This window comes from Kitasatospora sp. NPDC059803 (assembly GCF_042732255.1).
Lineage (GTDB): Bacteria > Actinomycetota > Actinomycetes > Streptomycetales > Streptomycetaceae > Kitasatospora.
The window spans coordinates 1-13,784 of sequence record NZ_JBHWIJ010000233.1; the positions used below are offsets into that span (position 1 = coordinate 1).

The following is a 13,784-nucleotide window of genomic DNA, read 5'->3' on the forward strand; positions in this document are numbered from 1 at the left end:
GCCCGGGCCGGAGGCCGCGGCCTACTGGCTCTTCGGCGGCTGGTAGTCCTTGCCGAGCACGACCACCAGGTCCGCGTTCTGGGCGTCGCCGACCTTCTTCACCGCCGTGTCCGGCAGTCCGAGGCTGATCGCCAGCGACTTCGCCGCGGCCTGCCGGGCGTCGTCGGTGTAGCGGATCTCACTGGCGGCCTGCGCGGCGGTCTTGGAGCCGGGCAGGAAGGTCAGGCCGGAGTTCACGATCTGGACCTGTGCGGCGGCCGCCGCCTGGTCGTTGCCGGTGGCGTCCTGGAGCGAGACCCGGGCGGGGGCGTCGGCGGAGGCCGCGGACTTCACGGTGCCGCCGAGCACGTCCTTGACCTGCTTGCCGGCGGTGGCCTCGTCCAGGCCGCCGTCCGGTTTGACGGTCAGCGCGGTGGTGCCGAGGTGGCCGTCCTTCGCCTGCTGGGCGAGCTGGGCGAGCACCCCGGCGAGGGCGTCCTCGGGCAGCGAGGGGTCGAGCACCGCGTTCATCCGGTGCACGTCGTCCTTGGCGTCCTTGAACTCGGTGGGCATGGTGCGCACCACCGCGTCCATCACCTGTCCGAACCGGGCCAGTTGGGCGTCCCGGTTCTCGCCGGTCGCCTGGAGGGTGGCGTACGCGACCGCGGCCTTCCCGTTCAGCAGGGTGTTCTTGCCGGCCGCGGACAGCAGCTTGCCGTCCGGCTTGCCGCCCTCGTGGGTCTCGGCGTTGGTGTCCACCCGGACGCCGCCGAGCTGGGAGACCAGCATCTCCAGGTAGGGGGTGTCCAGCCGCCAGGTGCCCGCGACCGGGGCGCCGAGCACGGTGGACAGGCCGTCGCGGGTCGCGGAGGCGCCGATGCTGTCCATGGCCTGGCCGACGGTGGTGACCGGCGGGTCGCCGGGGCCGGGCAGCCGCAGGGTGTCGGGCAGCAGGAGCACGGTGCCCTTCTTCCCGGTGGAGTCGTTGACCAGCAGCGCGCTGGAGACCTTGCCCTGGAGGTCGCGCAGGTGGACCACGCTGACCTGGCGCGGACCGGCCGCGCTCGCCGCGGTCTGCTTGTCGCCGGTGAACCAGAGGTAGCCGCCGGTGCCGGCCGCCGCGAGCGCCACCACCACGCCGAGGCCGATCAGCCGGTTGCGCAGCCGGCGGCGGCGCTCGGCGCGCACCTCGCTGCGGGACTCGGCGAACTTCAGCCAGTCGATGACGTCCTCGGACTCCTCCCCCTCCTCGTCGACGAAGGTGAACTCGTCCGTGGGGTAGTCGTCCTTGGCGGCCTTGCCTCCAGGCTTGCCGCCGGCCTTGCCGGCCCGGGCCCCGCCGACCAGTTCGGACGGCGGCTCGGGCTTGGCGCCCGCCGCCGCGGCGGCGGGCCGGGGCACGCGCGGGCGCGACGGCGCGGGGGCGACGGGGGCAGGCGCGACGACGGCCTCGGGCTCGACCGCCGCCGGCGCACCCGCCGCCGGGTAGGCCTGCTGCTGGTAGCCGCCCCCGGCCTCCGGCCCGGGCGACCCCCACGCGCCGTACGCCGGGTCCTGGTAGCCGTAGCCCCCCTGCTGCTGGTACGCCTGCGCGGGCTGCCCAGGCTGCACGGGCTGCCCGTACTGGTCGTACTGCTGCTGGTCGTACTGCTGCTGCGGGGGCTGCTGGTACGCCTGGTACGGCTGCTGCTCCTGGTAGCCGCCGTACGGGTCCCCCGTGTACACCGGCTGCCCGTACTGGTCGTACTGCTGCTGGTCGTACTGCTGCTGCTCCGGGACCTGTTCGGGCTGCTGCTGGTAGCCCCCCTGGTACTGCTGGTACTGCCCGGTCGACCAGTCCTCCGGCTGCTGCTGGTGCTGGTGCTGCCGGCCTCCGCCGCTTCGCTCGGTCACGCCCGCTCCTGGTCAGGTCCGGTGCGGCGCGTAGAGCGCCCGCTTGTCGATGTAGCGGACCACGCCGTCCGGGACGAGGTACCAGACCGGTTCGCCCTTGGCGACCCGGTTGCGGCAGTCCGTGGAGGAGATGGCCAGCGCGGGGACCTCGACCAGGGAGACCCCGCCCACCGGGAGTCCGGCGTCCGACAGGGTGTGTCCCGGGCGGGTGCACCCGATGAAGTGCGCGAGCGAGAAGAGCTCGTCGGAGTCGCGCCAGGACAGGATCTGGGCGAGCGCGTCGGCGCCGGTGATGAAGAAGAGGTCGGCGTCCGGGTGCTGGGAGTGCAGGTCGCGCAGGGTGTCGACGGTGTACGTCGGGCCCTCGCGGTCGATGTCGATCCGGCTGACCGAGAACTGCGGGTTCTCGGCGGTGGCGATGACCGTCATCAGGTAGCGGTCCTCGGCCGGGGTGACGTGGCGGTCGCTCTTCTGCCACGGCTGCCCGGTCGGCACGAAGATCACCTCGTCCAGGTGGAACGCGCTCGCCACCTCGCTGGCGGCGACCAGGTGGCCGTGGTGGATCGGGTCGAAGGTGCCGCCCATCACCCCGAGGCGCTTCTTCACCGGTTCCGGTCCGCCGGGATTCCCGGCCTGCTCTCCCATGCCGCCACACCTTACGCGACGCCCGTTACGGTGCGGGAACGCCCGGGTGGGGGTTGTCCGAAGACGCGTGAGGGAGCGGCCGGCCGGTACGCCGGACGCTCCCCGAGCGGCCCCGGGAGGCGGTTCAGCGGTCCCGGTTGAAGCGGGTGGTCACGAAGAGCAGGAGCGCCAGGATGAACAGTGCGGCGCCACCCGTCAGGTACGGGTTCAGGCTCTCGTGGTTGCCCCCCTCGCTCTCGGCGAGCAGGTTCAGGACGGGGAGTGCGGCGGCAGTGTTCATGGTCGGCGGGACCTTCTCGGCTCGGGTGAACGGACCAGGGGTTCTTCCGGGCCGGTGAAGGCCCACCTGTCATCGTACGGGGGCTTACCCGGCAACCGCTCGGCGGCCCACCGCCGCTGACCGGGCGTGAGCCCGAACCGGGGCGGCGGTGCTCAGTTGCCGCGGAAGGCCCGCGCCATGATCCAGACCAGCAGGCCGACGCCGACGAACGACGCCACCACGATGATCCGCAGGAACAGGCCCGGGCCGGCCTCGTTGGAGATGGGTGCGGCCAGGCTGACAAGCGCGTCGGTGGACATCTGCGGGGCTCCTCGAACTGCTCGGTACCGCGGCCGGATCCGGTCTCGGTTCTCCAGGACATTCAGGGTAGACCGGCCTCACACCGGCGCCGCCCACCGGCCCCTGCGGCGTGGCCCGGCCCGCGCACAGGCCGGCCGCGGGGACGAGTACGCAACCGCGGACGTTGCAAGGACAGTCGTTGCAGGCGTAGACCAGCGGGGGCCGGCCGCCGAGCCGGGGCCGCCGTCGACCAGGAGGTACTCAGACCATGACCGACCCGACCGCGAAGACCCCGAGCCGGCGCCGCCAGCGCTTCCCCGACATCTCCACCCGCGCCTGGGAGCACCCCGCGGACCGTTCCGCCCTGGTCGCCCTGCGCAAGCTCACCGGCTTCGACGACGTCCTGAGGAAGCTCGCCGGGCTGGTGTCCGAGCGCTCGATCCGGCTGATGTTCCTGGCCACCGCCGTGAAGACCTCCGAGCGCCAGTTCCCCGAGCTGTACGACATGGTGCGCGACGCCGCCTACGTGCTCGACCTGGAGCAGGTCCCGGACCTGTACGTCACCCAGGACCCGACGGTCAACGCGTACTGCATCGGCATCGACACCCCGATCATCGTGATCACCAGCGGCCTGATCGAGCTGCTCGACGAGGAGGAGCTGCGCTCGGTCATCGGCCACGAGGTCGGCCACGCGATGTCCGGCCACGCGGTCTACCGGACGATGCTGATGATCCTCACCAACATCGCCACCCGGGTCGCCTGGGTGCCGCTCGGCAACCTGGCGATCATGGCGATCGTCACCGCGCTCAAGGAGTGGTTCCGCAAGGCGGAGCTGTCCAGCGACCGGGCCGGCCTGCTCGCCGGGCAGGACGTCCAGGCGTCCATGCGCGCCCTGATGAAACTGGCCGGCGGGCACAATCTGGCCGAACTGAACGTCGACGCCTTCCTGGAGCAGGCCGAGGAGTACGACAAGGCCGGCGACCTGCGCGACGGCGTGCTCAAGCTGCTGCAGTTGCTGCCGCAGAGCCACCCGTTCGCGGTGGTGCGGGTCGCCCAGCTGAAGAAGTGGGCGGAGAGCGACGAGTACCGCTCGATCCTGGCCGGCGCCTACCCGCGCCGCACGGACGACCCGGACACCTCGGTCGGCGAGCAGTGGAAGGCCGCCGCCGACCACTACACGACCTCGGTGAAGGAGAGCAAGGACCCGCTGATGGGCCTGATCCGCGACGTGGCCGGCGGCGCCGCGACCGTCGGCGGCAAGCTCCGCGACACCTTCGCCGACACGTTCACCGGCGGCTCCCGCGGCGGTTCCGCCACCCGCGAGGACGGCCGCACCGACCGGGGCGAGCGCACCGACGGCTGACCCGCCGCACCCGCGCCGGAGGGGCGGGGCCCCCCCCCCCCGGGGCCCCCCCGCGGGCGGCCGCGGGGCGCCCCCGCCCGCCCGCGGGTCACCCAGGCCGCCCCCCCCCCCCCCCGCCCGCGCCCCCCCCCCCCCCCGGGCCCCCCCCCCCCCCCCCCCCCTGCCGGGGCCTACCCCGGCTGCCAGTGGTACACCGCCACCCCGGCCCCGTCCGCCACCCGCCGGTACCCGCCGCCGTCGACCAGCCCGGCCAGGAACCGCCGCTGCTCCGCCACCGGCACCGGGAAGCCGTCCGGCTCCTCCAGCACCGCCACCCACTCCGCCACCGGGCGCCCCCAGCCGCCCGGCCCGCCCGCACCGCCCGGCCCGCCCGGCGGCGTCAGGTACGGGAACAGCGACACCGTGCAGCGCCCGGTCAGCTGCGGCGCCAGACGGTTGGCGGCGGCCACCCGGGCGCCGTCCGGGACGACCGTCAGCACCCGGCGCACCTGCGCCGCCCGCCCGTCGCCCCGCCAGGCGTCCCCCGCCAGCATGCCCGCCACCGGGCCGGTCGCGGTCAGCGCCACCGTGACGGCGAGCATCCCCGCCGCCACCGGCAGCCCCCGGCCCAGCCGGGACAGCCGGGACAGCCGGCCCAGCCGGGGCAACAGCAGGCCCGCCCCGTGCAGCCCCGCCGTGCACAGCAGCGGCACCAGCACCGCGTCGTAGTGCTGCCCGGTGCGCCAGAACGCCGGATTGTCCACCCAGAACCGGGCCGCCAGCAGCACGCCCGCCAGCAGCACCAGCGGCGAGCGCAGCGCCAGCAGCAGCGTCGGCGCCAGCAGCAGCAGGACGGTCAGCGCCTTGACCGCCGGGAACAGCAGCCGGACCAGCGGGTTCCCGCCGCCGTACTCCCCCATGTGCCCGTACGTGTACTCGCCGCCCGGGTTGAGCGCCGGGATCACCACCAGGGTGACCAGCAGCCCGGCCGCCACCGCCGCCAGCACGGTGACCGCCCCCAGCCGGCGCCGCCCGCGCCACCACACGTAGCCGCCGACCGCCGCGACCAGCAGCGCCTGGTCCTCCTTGACCAGCAGCAGCGGCAGCGCCCACGCCACCGCCGGGCCGTACCGCTCCCGGGCCAGCGCCACCACCGCGCACGCCGCGAGCGGCACCGCGAAGGCCACCTCGTGGAAGTCGAACGCCACCGCGCTCTGCAACCCCGCCGACAGCCCGTACGCGACCCCGGCGACCGCCCCGCCCGCCGGCCCCAGCACCCGCACCGCGTACCCCGTCACCGGCACCGCGGACAGCGCCACCAGCACCGCCTGCGCCACCAGCAGCGTGCCCGCCCCCGGCCAGACCCGGTAGAACGGCGCCAGCACCGCCAGCACCGGGCTGAAGTGGTCGCCCAGGAGGTTGAAGCCCGTGCCCTTCAGCGCGACCACCGGTGCTTCGAGCCGGGCGTAGGCGCGCACCGCCTCCTCGAAGATGCCCAGGTCGAAACCCGCACTCTCCAACCGGCCGTACCTGGTGAGCGAGACGGCCGCGTACAGCGGGGCGAGCAGGGCGGCCACCGACCACGGCAGCACACGTCGGAAATCCATGACCCGGACGCTAGGAATTCCCCACTGAAGGGAAACTGAGGAAAGCTGAGGAAAACTTCAGCTCGGATATCCCGGGCAAGCCGGTCAAGGCCGTTGCGGGAAAACGGAATTCCCCCAAGGATGTCCGTCATGCGGCTACTGATCATCGAGGACGAGGAGCGGCTCGCGCAGTCCCTGAGGCAGGGGCTGGCGGCCGAGGGATATGCGGTCGACCTGGCCCACGACGGCGTCTGGGGGCTCGAACTCGCCCTCACTGAACCCTATTCGGCGATCGTGCTCGATCTGATGCTGCCCGGCCTCAACGGCTTCAAGGTCTGCCGCGAACTGCGCGCCGCCGGGAATTCCGTACCGATTCTGATGCTCACCGCGAAGAACGGCGAGTACGACGAGGCCGAGTCGCTGGACTGCGGCGCCGACGACTTCCTCAGCAAGCCGTTCTCCTACGTCGTGCTCACCGCCCGGCTGCGCGCCCTGCTGCGCCGCGGCGCCGCCGCCCGCCCGCCGGTGCTCGCGGTCGGCGCGCTGCGGATCGACCCGGCGGCCCGCCGCTGCACCGCCGCCGACCGACAGGTCCGGCTCACCACCAAGGAGTTCGCCGTGCTGGAATGCCTGGCCCACCGCCCCGGCGAGGTGGTCCCCAAGGGCGGCATCCTGGACACCGTCTGGGACGCCGCCTTCCGGGGCGACGTGAACATCGTCGAGGTCTACATCGCCGCCCTGCGGCGGAAACTGGACGTGCCCGGCGTCGGCTGCCGGATCGAGACGGTGCGCGGCGCCGGATACCGGCTGGTGCCCGATGCGCACTGACCGCCTCCGCCCGCTGCTGCGCCCCTGGCACCGCTCCTCGCTCCGCGTCCGCGCCGCCCTCGGCGCGGCCCTCGCCTCGGTGCTGGCCTTCTCGGTGGCCGCCCTCTGGGTCGGCGGCGCGGTCCACGACCAGTGGACGGCGGTCGCCGAGAAACAGGCCCAGGACAGCGCCGAGCTCGTCGCCCACGACATACCCACCGGCGCCCAGACCTGGACCTCGACCCTGAAGGAGTCGTTCCTGCTGGTACTGGCCGACGGCCAGGTGGCCTTCCCGCTATCCCCCAACGGCCGGGCCAGCATCACCATCTACCCCAACAAGAAGGGGCTCGGGCCCAGCACCCTGCTGGGCGAGTACGCGGGCCTGCCACCCGAACCCTTCGCTCCCCTCCCGCCCTACCCCCAGGACGTCTCCCCCGCACACACCGAGCAGGTCCGGATCACCCTGCCCGACCACACCCGGCTGTGGCACTGGCCCGAGAACGGCCCCTCCCTCACCAGCCGGGACGTCACCATGATCAAGCGGGTCACCGACCCGGTCTCCTCCCAGGCCCTGCGGCAGTACACCGGCATCCTGGGCCTGCCGGAGCAGCGCGTCACCGTCTACCTGCTGGTCAACCCCACCGTCGCCGACCAGGCCGAGGACCGGATCACCGGCATCCTGCTGCGCTACGTGCTGCCCGGCGCCACCCTGTTCACCGCCCTGATCGCCTGGCTGGTCACCGGCCTGGCGCTGCGGCCGGTGGAGTCGATCCGCCGCGGCATGGCCCGGATCGGCGCCGGCGCCTTCCACGAGCGGGTCCCGGTGCCGCCCTCGCGGGACGCCATCGCACGGCTGGCCGAGACCACCAACACCACGCTCGGCCGCCTGGAACACGCGATCGACGAGCAGCGCCGGCTGGTCTCGGACGCCTCGCACGAGCTGCGCAGCCCGCTGGCCGCGCTGCGCAACTCGCTGGAGGTCCCGCTGGCCCACCCGGCGGGCGTGGAGTGGCCGCAGGTGGTGCGCGACGCGCTCACCGACACCGAGCGGCTGCAACTGCTCACCGACGACCTGCTGCTGCTCGCCGCCGTCGAGGAGCCCACCGGGCCGCCCGGCGGCGAGCCGGTGGACCTCGCCGACCTGGTCGGCGAGCAGGTCGCCGAACGCGCCCACCCGTCCACCGGCGGGCCCGCCTTCCTGGCCGTCTCCCTGGAGCCCGCGCCCGTCCCGGGCAGCGAGCTGCGGCTGGGCCGGCTGGTGCGCAACCTGCTCGACAACGCCGCCCGGCACGCCGACACCGCCGTCGCGGTCTCGGTGACCGTCGAGGACGGGCACGCCGTGCTGACCGTCACGGACGACGGCCCGGGCATCCCGCCCAAGGACCGGGAGCGGGTCTTCGACCGGTTCGTCCGGCTGGACGACGCCCGCTCCCGCGACGCCGGCGGCGCCGGCCTGGGCCTCGCCCTGGTCCGCTCGATCGCCCGCGGCGTCGACGGCACCGCCGCCTTCACCGACCCGCCGCCGCCCGGCCCGGGCGCCCGCGCGGTGGTCCGCCTCCCGCTCGCCGCCGGCGCCCCGGACAGGGACTAAGGCGCCAGCACCCCGCACACCTGCCAGGCCGGCTGCGCGTGGTTGCCCGGATCGATCGGCGCCGGCGGCGGGACCTGGGTGCCCTGCGGGGTGGCCAGCACCGGCTGGAGGAAGCCGGCCATCGAGGTGGTGCAGGGCTCCGGCCCGGCCTGGATCACCGAGTCCACCAGCCGCAGCTGGGCCGAGGCCAGGTCGACCCGGTCGAACTGGAAGGTCAGCTGCCGCCGGACGGTCTCCAGGGTGACGGGCGCACCGGCCGCGGCTCCGGCCGGCTTCAGCGCGTAGACGAAGGTGTGGTCGGTGGTGATCTGCAGCGTGCCGCCGTCGGCCTCGTCGATCCGCATCGCGCCGGTCACCTTCACGGTGTCGGCGGCCAGCGCGACCTGCGCCGGGTCGAAGCGCACCAGCCAGCCGGTCAGCGCGTGGTGCCGGTCGTCGACCGACTGGGTCACGCTGGTGTCGAACTGGGCCTGCTCCCCGGGAGTGACGAAGGCCCGCACATCGGCGGTCGCGCCCTGGACGAGGGTGGCCGGGGCCAGCGAGGAGGCCACCAGGTAGCGCTGGACGGTGTCGAGCGCCTTGGTCACCTCGACCCGGCTGAAGTGCTCGGTGGCGGCCCCGGTCGGGGTGCCCAGTCCGATCGCCCCGTCGCTGTACCCGACCGGCAGCGCGGCGAACGGATTGGCCGGGTCGGCGACCGGCCGGACCACCGAGGCCGGGCTCAACGCGACCAGGCTGACGGTCAGTTGGCTGCCCTCGGGCCGCGCCGAGATCCGGTTCGGCGAGCTGACCCCGAAGTACACCGCGGCCCCGAAGGCCAGCAACACGAGCAGTAGCAGGGCGAGCGCCTGCCGCGGCACGCTGCCCAGCGGGCCGAACCGCACCCGCGGGCGGGTCGCCCGGCCGAAGGACCCGGCCAGCCGCTCCCGGGCGGACAGCTCCTGGATCCGGGCAGCCCGGACGAAGGACTCGTCGAAGACGACGGACCGGAACTCGTCCTCATTGCCGGAACCACCGTCGGGCGCACCCTCAGGAGGCTCTCGCGGGTCACCCATGACACCAGGGTAAGGCGCGCCCTCGCCCCTCCACGAGGGTGCGACCGCAGATTCCCGGGAACGCCCCGCAACCGCCCGCCCCGGCGCGCACCACCCCTGCGCCACGCCCTACGACGTCACCCCGCAGGTGCCGTGACCACGAGCGACGGCTCGGCCGGCGCGGGCCTCGGGTCGGTCCCGGGGCTGCTGCTGCCGGACTCCGGGCGCCGGGGCGCGCCGGAGGAGCCGCCCACGCCCTGGTAGATCGCCGCGACCGCGACGGCCACCAGGCTCACGCCCATGATCACGGCGAGCACCCAGGCCACCGGCCGGTGCCAGCGCTGCTGGGCCACGTACCGCCCGCGCCCCGGGTCGTAGCCGCGTCGGCGCCGGCCCGGGCGGCCGGTCGCCCGGCCGGGGCCCGACCAGGGATCGGGGTACAGGTGGTCGTCGTCCAGTCCGCTCGGGTGCGGGCGCAGCTCCAGCGGCAGCCCGTCCCCTGCGGTGACGTCATAGCCCCAGACCGGGCCCGCGGTGTCCGGCTCGAACCGGGCCTCGGCGGCGGCGAGCTGCCGCTCCTTGGCCGTCGGCTCGTGCACGGCGGCGGACCGGACGAAGGCCTCATCGAAGACCACGGTGGCGAACTCGTCGTCCGCACCACCGTGGTCGGCGCCGTCGGGGTACGGCGAGCCCCCCACATCGTCAGCCACGGATTCAGCGTATTACCGGGCGGCCGATTTGTCTGTGGCTCATCGCAGTTGGTCCGTCACACGTGTGACGCGGGCCGCTGCCGACCGCCCCGGGGCCCGGCCGGCCCGCCGCGCGGGCCGCGCTCAGCGCGCGTCCGCGTCCCCGCCCACGGTCTGCGTCGCCTCGCCGCGCACGTGCCCGTCACCAGTGACGATGTACTTGGTGCTGGTCAGCTCGGGCAGGCCCATCGGGCCGCGGGCGTGCAGCTTCTGGGTGGAGATGCCGATCTCCGCGCCGAAGCCGAACTCGGCGCCGTCGGTGAAGCGGGTGGAGGCGTTGACGGCCACCGTGGTCGAGTCGACCAACCGGGTGAAGCGCCGGGCGGCGGCCTGCGAGGTGGTGACGATCGCCTCGGTGTGGCCGGAGGACCAGCGGCGGATGTGCTCGACGGCGGCGTCCAGCGAGGGCACCACGGCCGCGGCCAGGTCGTAGGACAGGTACTCGGCGCCCCAGTCCTCGTCGGTGGCGGGCACCACGGTGGCGGCGCCGCCCTCCGCGGCCTTGAGCACCGCGTCGTCGCCGTGCACGGTCACCCCGGCCTCGGCGAGGGCGGCCAGCGCGAGCGGCAGGAAGGCGTCCGCGACGTCCTGGTGGACGAGCAGCGTCTCGGCCGCGTTGCAGACGCTGACCCGCTGCGCTTTGGAGTTCAGCAGGATGCCGACGGCCATCGCCAGGTCGGTCTGCGCGTCCACGTAGACGTGGCAGTTGCCGGTGCCGGTCTCGATCACCGGCACGGTCGAGCCCTCGACCACCGTGCGGATCAGCGAGGCCCCGCCGCGCGGGATCAGCACGTCGACCAGGCCGCGGGCGCGCATCAGCTCCTGGACGGAGTCCCGGCTCTCGCCCGGGACGAGCTGGACGGCGTCGGCGGGCAGCCCGGCGGCGGCGACCGCGTCCCGCAGGACGGCGACCAGCGCGGTGTTGGAGCGGTAGGCGGAGGCCGAGCCGCGCAGCAGCACGGCGTTGCCGGACTTGAGGCAGAGCGCGGCGGCGTCCACCGTGACGTTCGGCCGGGCCTCGTAGATGATGCCGACCACGCCGAGCGGCACCCGCACCTGGCGCACGTCCAGGCCGTTGGGCAGGGTGTAGCCGCGCAGCACCTCGCCGACCGGGTCAGGCAGGCCGACGACGTCGCGCACGTCGGAGGCGATCGCGGCGATCCGCTCGTGGTCGAGGCTCAGCCGGTCGATCACCGACTCGGCGGTGCCGGCCGCGCGGGCCCGGGCCACGTCCTCGGCGTTGGCGGCGGTGATCTCGGCGCTGCGGGCCACCAGGGCGTCCGCGATCGCCAGCAGCGCGGCGTCCTTCGCCTTGCGCGGCAGCGGGGCGAGCGCGGCGGCGGCCTCCCGGGCTCGGCGCGCTACGGCGAGGACGGGGCTGTCGGCGGTGGCGAGGTCGCTGGTCATGCGCCAAGGGTAGCGACTGCGCAGGGCCCGCCGAGCGGCCATTTCGCCTGGCGGGACGGCCCAGCGAGACGACCCGGCGGGACGGTTCTCCCCTCCGGCTCACCCGACTCCGGGGACCACACCCCGGGTGCGTCCCCCCTCAGTACGGGTGCACCCCGCCCAGGTGCGGCGGCGGATCGCCGAAGCCCTCCGCCACCCGCTTGTGGTACGTCGCCCGGTCGACCACCTCCAGGCCGACGATCTCCCACGGCGGCAGGTTCGCGGTGACCTTGTGCTCGCCCCACAGCCGCAGCGCGATCGCCGCCGCGTCGTGCAGGTCCCGGGCCTGCTCCCAGTACCGGATCTCGGCATGGTCGGCGGCGTAGCGGGCGGTGAGGAAGAACGAGTGGTCGTACGCCAGCCGCTCCAACGAGACGCGCAGCGAGGACAGCGGGGTGACCTGCCCGGACACGCTCAGCACCACGTGCCAGAGCCTGGCCTGCTCGGGCACGGTGGGCGGCTCCTCCGGGTCCGCGTGCTGCGACCGCGGCCTGCGCGTCCCGCCGGGCCCCTGCGGCGGCGGACCGGCCGGCTCGGCGGGTCCGTCCCCGCGTCCGCCGTCGATGCTGGTCAGCCGTCGGCCCGCCGTCCCTGCGGTCAGCGTTGCCTCGCTTCTGCGTTCCACCGGCGGCCTCCTGTTCGGCGATGTCGTGTCGTCCCCCGCACCGGACCCGCCGGCCCGCGGCCGACCGGTACGGCTGCACCGCTCCTCGCCCGCGGCCGGGCCACTCCCCGTACGGAGCGGCCCGCCGACCGCGCTCAACCGATCGGCCGGTACCGGCACACCGGCCGGTCAGCCGCGCAGAACGACCAGGTCGTCGCGGTGGACGACCTCACGCTCGTACGCGGCGCCGAACTCCTGGGCCAGGTCGCGGGTGGACCGGCCGAGCAGGCGGGGCAACTCCCTCGCATCAAAGTTGACCAGTCCGCGAGCCACGATGTGGCCGTTTTCGGCAAGAAGGTCCACCGGATCACCCGCCGTGAACTCCCCGTCCACCTTGGTGACCCCGGCGGGCAGCAGCGAGGCGCCACCGGAGACGACGGCCGTGACGGCGCCCGCGTCGAGGTGCAGGGCGCCGCGCGGGCTGCTCGCGTGGGCCAGCCAGAGCATCCGGTCGGAGGTGCGGCTGCCGGTGCGCAGGAACAGGGTGCCGGTGCGCCGTCCGGCCAGCGCGTCGGCGGCCTGGCTGGCGGCGGTGAGCACCACCGGGATGCCCGCGCCGGTGGCGATCCGGGCCGCCTCGACCTTGGTGACCATGCCGCCGGTGCCGACGCCGGCCTTGCCCGCGCTGCCGATCTCGACGCCGTCGAGGTCGTGCGGGCCGCTCACCTGGTCGATCCGGCTGGTGCCGGGCCGGGCCGGGTCGCCGTCGTAGAGGCCGTCCACGTCGGAGAGCAGCACGAGCAGGTCGGCCCGGACCAGGTGGGCGACCAGCGCGGCCAGCCGGTCGTTGTCCCCGAACTTGATTTCGGCGGTGGCGACGGTGTCGTTCTCGTTGACGATCGGCATCGCGCCCATCGCCAGCAGCTGGTCGAGGGTGCGGTAGGCGTTGCGGTAGTGGGCGCGCCGGCTGGCGTCCTCGGCGGTGAGCAGCACCTGGCCGACCCGGATGCCGTACCGGGCGAAGGAGGCGGTGTAGCGGGCGACCAGCAGGCCCTGGCCGACGCTGGCGGCGGCCTGCTGGCGGGCCAGGTCCTTGGGCCGCTGGTCCAGGCCGAGCGGGGCCAGGCCGGCGGCGATGGCGCCGGAGGAGACGAGGACGACCTCTGGCGCGTCCGGGCGGCTGCGCACCTTGGCCAACGCGTCCACCAGGGCGTCGACCCGGTCGGCGTCCAGGCCGCCGGCCGCCGTGGTGAGGGAGGAGGAGCCGACCTTGACGACGATCCGCCGGGCGGTCAGCACCTCCTCGCGCAGTGAGTCCTCGCTCATCTCGCTGTACGCCCTTCCGGTGTGGTGCGGGTGCGGCGGGCCGGGCCCGGCCGTCACCCCCGAAATCTACGCGATCCGCGCAGGTCGCCCGCAGGGTGTTTCACCGGCTGGACCGGCGCCGCCACGGCCGGGCCGCCGGTCCGGACTGCCGGCACTGCCCGGCCGACCCGCTGAGTCCCCGGGCCTCCCGAGCGATGGGACGCTCGCTCAGTGACGGACGGGG

General features: G+C 74.5%; 13 protein-coding genes. 3 read left to right on the forward strand and 10 right to left on the reverse strand.

Translation table 11 applies throughout. The features are described from left to right. Nucleotides 1–21: 21 nt before the first annotated feature. The 4 genes from ACFV6I_RS29205 to ACFV6I_RS29220 form a co-directional block, all read right to left on the reverse strand. Complete coding sequence (locus ACFV6I_RS29205; protein ID WP_380428508.1) at nucleotides 22–1,872, reverse strand: LCP family protein; 1,851 nt, start codon at nucleotides 1,870–1,872, stop codon at nucleotides 22–24. A gap of 12 nt (nucleotides 1,873–1,884) precedes the next feature. After that, entirely contained in the window at nucleotides 1,885–2,517 is a 633-nt protein-coding gene (gene nadD / locus ACFV6I_RS29210) for a nicotinate-nucleotide adenylyltransferase (RefSeq protein ID WP_063347543.1), read from the reverse strand. A gap of 124 nt (nucleotides 2,518–2,641) precedes the next feature. After that, nucleotides 2,642–2,797, reverse strand: coding sequence for a hypothetical protein (locus ACFV6I_RS29215; RefSeq protein ID WP_167745857.1), 156 nt, complete (start codon nucleotides 2,795–2,797; stop codon nucleotides 2,642–2,644). A 152-nt stretch (nucleotides 2,798–2,949) separates the two neighbouring features. Beyond that, nucleotides 2,950–3,096, reverse strand: coding sequence for a hypothetical protein (locus ACFV6I_RS29220; protein WP_159398425.1), 147 nt, complete (start codon nucleotides 3,094–3,096; stop codon nucleotides 2,950–2,952). Nucleotides 3,097–3,344: 248 nt separating this feature from the next. On the opposite strand from ACFV6I_RS29220, the gene ACFV6I_RS29225 reads away from it, so the two are divergent. Continuing rightward, on the forward strand, nucleotides 3,345–4,439 hold the full coding sequence (locus tag ACFV6I_RS29225; RefSeq protein WP_063347544.1) for a M48 family metallopeptidase: 1,095 nt from the start codon (nucleotides 3,345–3,347) through the stop codon (nucleotides 4,437–4,439). Nucleotides 4,440–4,609: 170 nt separating this feature from the next. Here the strand turns inward: ACFV6I_RS29225 and ACFV6I_RS29230 are convergent, their stop codons facing one another. Continuing rightward, nucleotides 4,610–6,025 (reverse strand): DUF2079 domain-containing protein, encoded by a 1,416-nt coding sequence (locus tag ACFV6I_RS29230; protein WP_380428509.1) that lies wholly within the window; start codon nucleotides 6,023–6,025, stop codon nucleotides 4,610–4,612. A gap of 129 nt (nucleotides 6,026–6,154) precedes the next feature. Between ACFV6I_RS29230 and ACFV6I_RS29235 the strand changes: the two genes are divergently transcribed. Together ACFV6I_RS29235 and ACFV6I_RS29240 are read left to right on the forward strand one after the other, a co-directional pair. Continuing rightward, on the forward strand, nucleotides 6,155–6,832 hold the full coding sequence (locus ACFV6I_RS29235; RefSeq protein WP_380428510.1) for a response regulator transcription factor: 678 nt from the start codon (nucleotides 6,155–6,157) through the stop codon (nucleotides 6,830–6,832). Further along, complete coding sequence (locus ACFV6I_RS29240; RefSeq protein ID WP_380428512.1) at nucleotides 6,822–8,402, forward strand: sensor histidine kinase; 1,581 nt, start codon at nucleotides 6,822–6,824, stop codon at nucleotides 8,400–8,402. The genes ACFV6I_RS29235 and ACFV6I_RS29240 overlap by 11 nt, the downstream gene beginning before the upstream one ends. Here the strand turns inward: ACFV6I_RS29240 and ACFV6I_RS29245 are convergent. The 5 genes from ACFV6I_RS29245 to proB all read right to left on the reverse strand — a co-directional run bounded on the left by ACFV6I_RS29245 (nucleotide 8,399) and on the right by proB (nucleotide 13,561). Continuing rightward, nucleotides 8,399–9,457: a hypothetical protein gene (locus ACFV6I_RS29245; protein ID WP_063347548.1), complete on the reverse strand. Its 1,059-nt coding sequence runs from the start codon at nucleotides 9,455–9,457 to the stop codon at nucleotides 8,399–8,401. The two genes, ACFV6I_RS29240 and ACFV6I_RS29245, sit on opposite strands and share 4 nt — an antisense overlap. Before the next feature lie 116 nt (nucleotides 9,458–9,573). Further along, nucleotides 9,574–10,146, reverse strand: coding sequence for a hypothetical protein (locus tag ACFV6I_RS29250; RefSeq protein ID WP_380428513.1), 573 nt, complete (start codon nucleotides 10,144–10,146; stop codon nucleotides 9,574–9,576). A gap of 123 nt (nucleotides 10,147–10,269) precedes the next feature. After that, complete coding sequence (locus ACFV6I_RS29255; RefSeq protein WP_063347550.1) at nucleotides 10,270–11,592, reverse strand: glutamate-5-semialdehyde dehydrogenase; 1,323 nt, start codon at nucleotides 11,590–11,592, stop codon at nucleotides 10,270–10,272. 139 nt (nucleotides 11,593–11,731) lie between these two features. Then, nucleotides 11,732–12,256: a hypothetical protein gene (locus ACFV6I_RS29260; protein WP_380428514.1), complete on the reverse strand. Its 525-nt coding sequence runs from the start codon at nucleotides 12,254–12,256 to the stop codon at nucleotides 11,732–11,734. A gap of 168 nt (nucleotides 12,257–12,424) precedes the next feature. After that, complete coding sequence (proB, locus tag ACFV6I_RS29265) at nucleotides 12,425–13,561, reverse strand: glutamate 5-kinase (RefSeq protein ID WP_063347552.1); 1,137 nt, start codon at nucleotides 13,559–13,561, stop codon at nucleotides 12,425–12,427. Nucleotides 13,562–13,784: the final 223 nt, after the last annotated feature.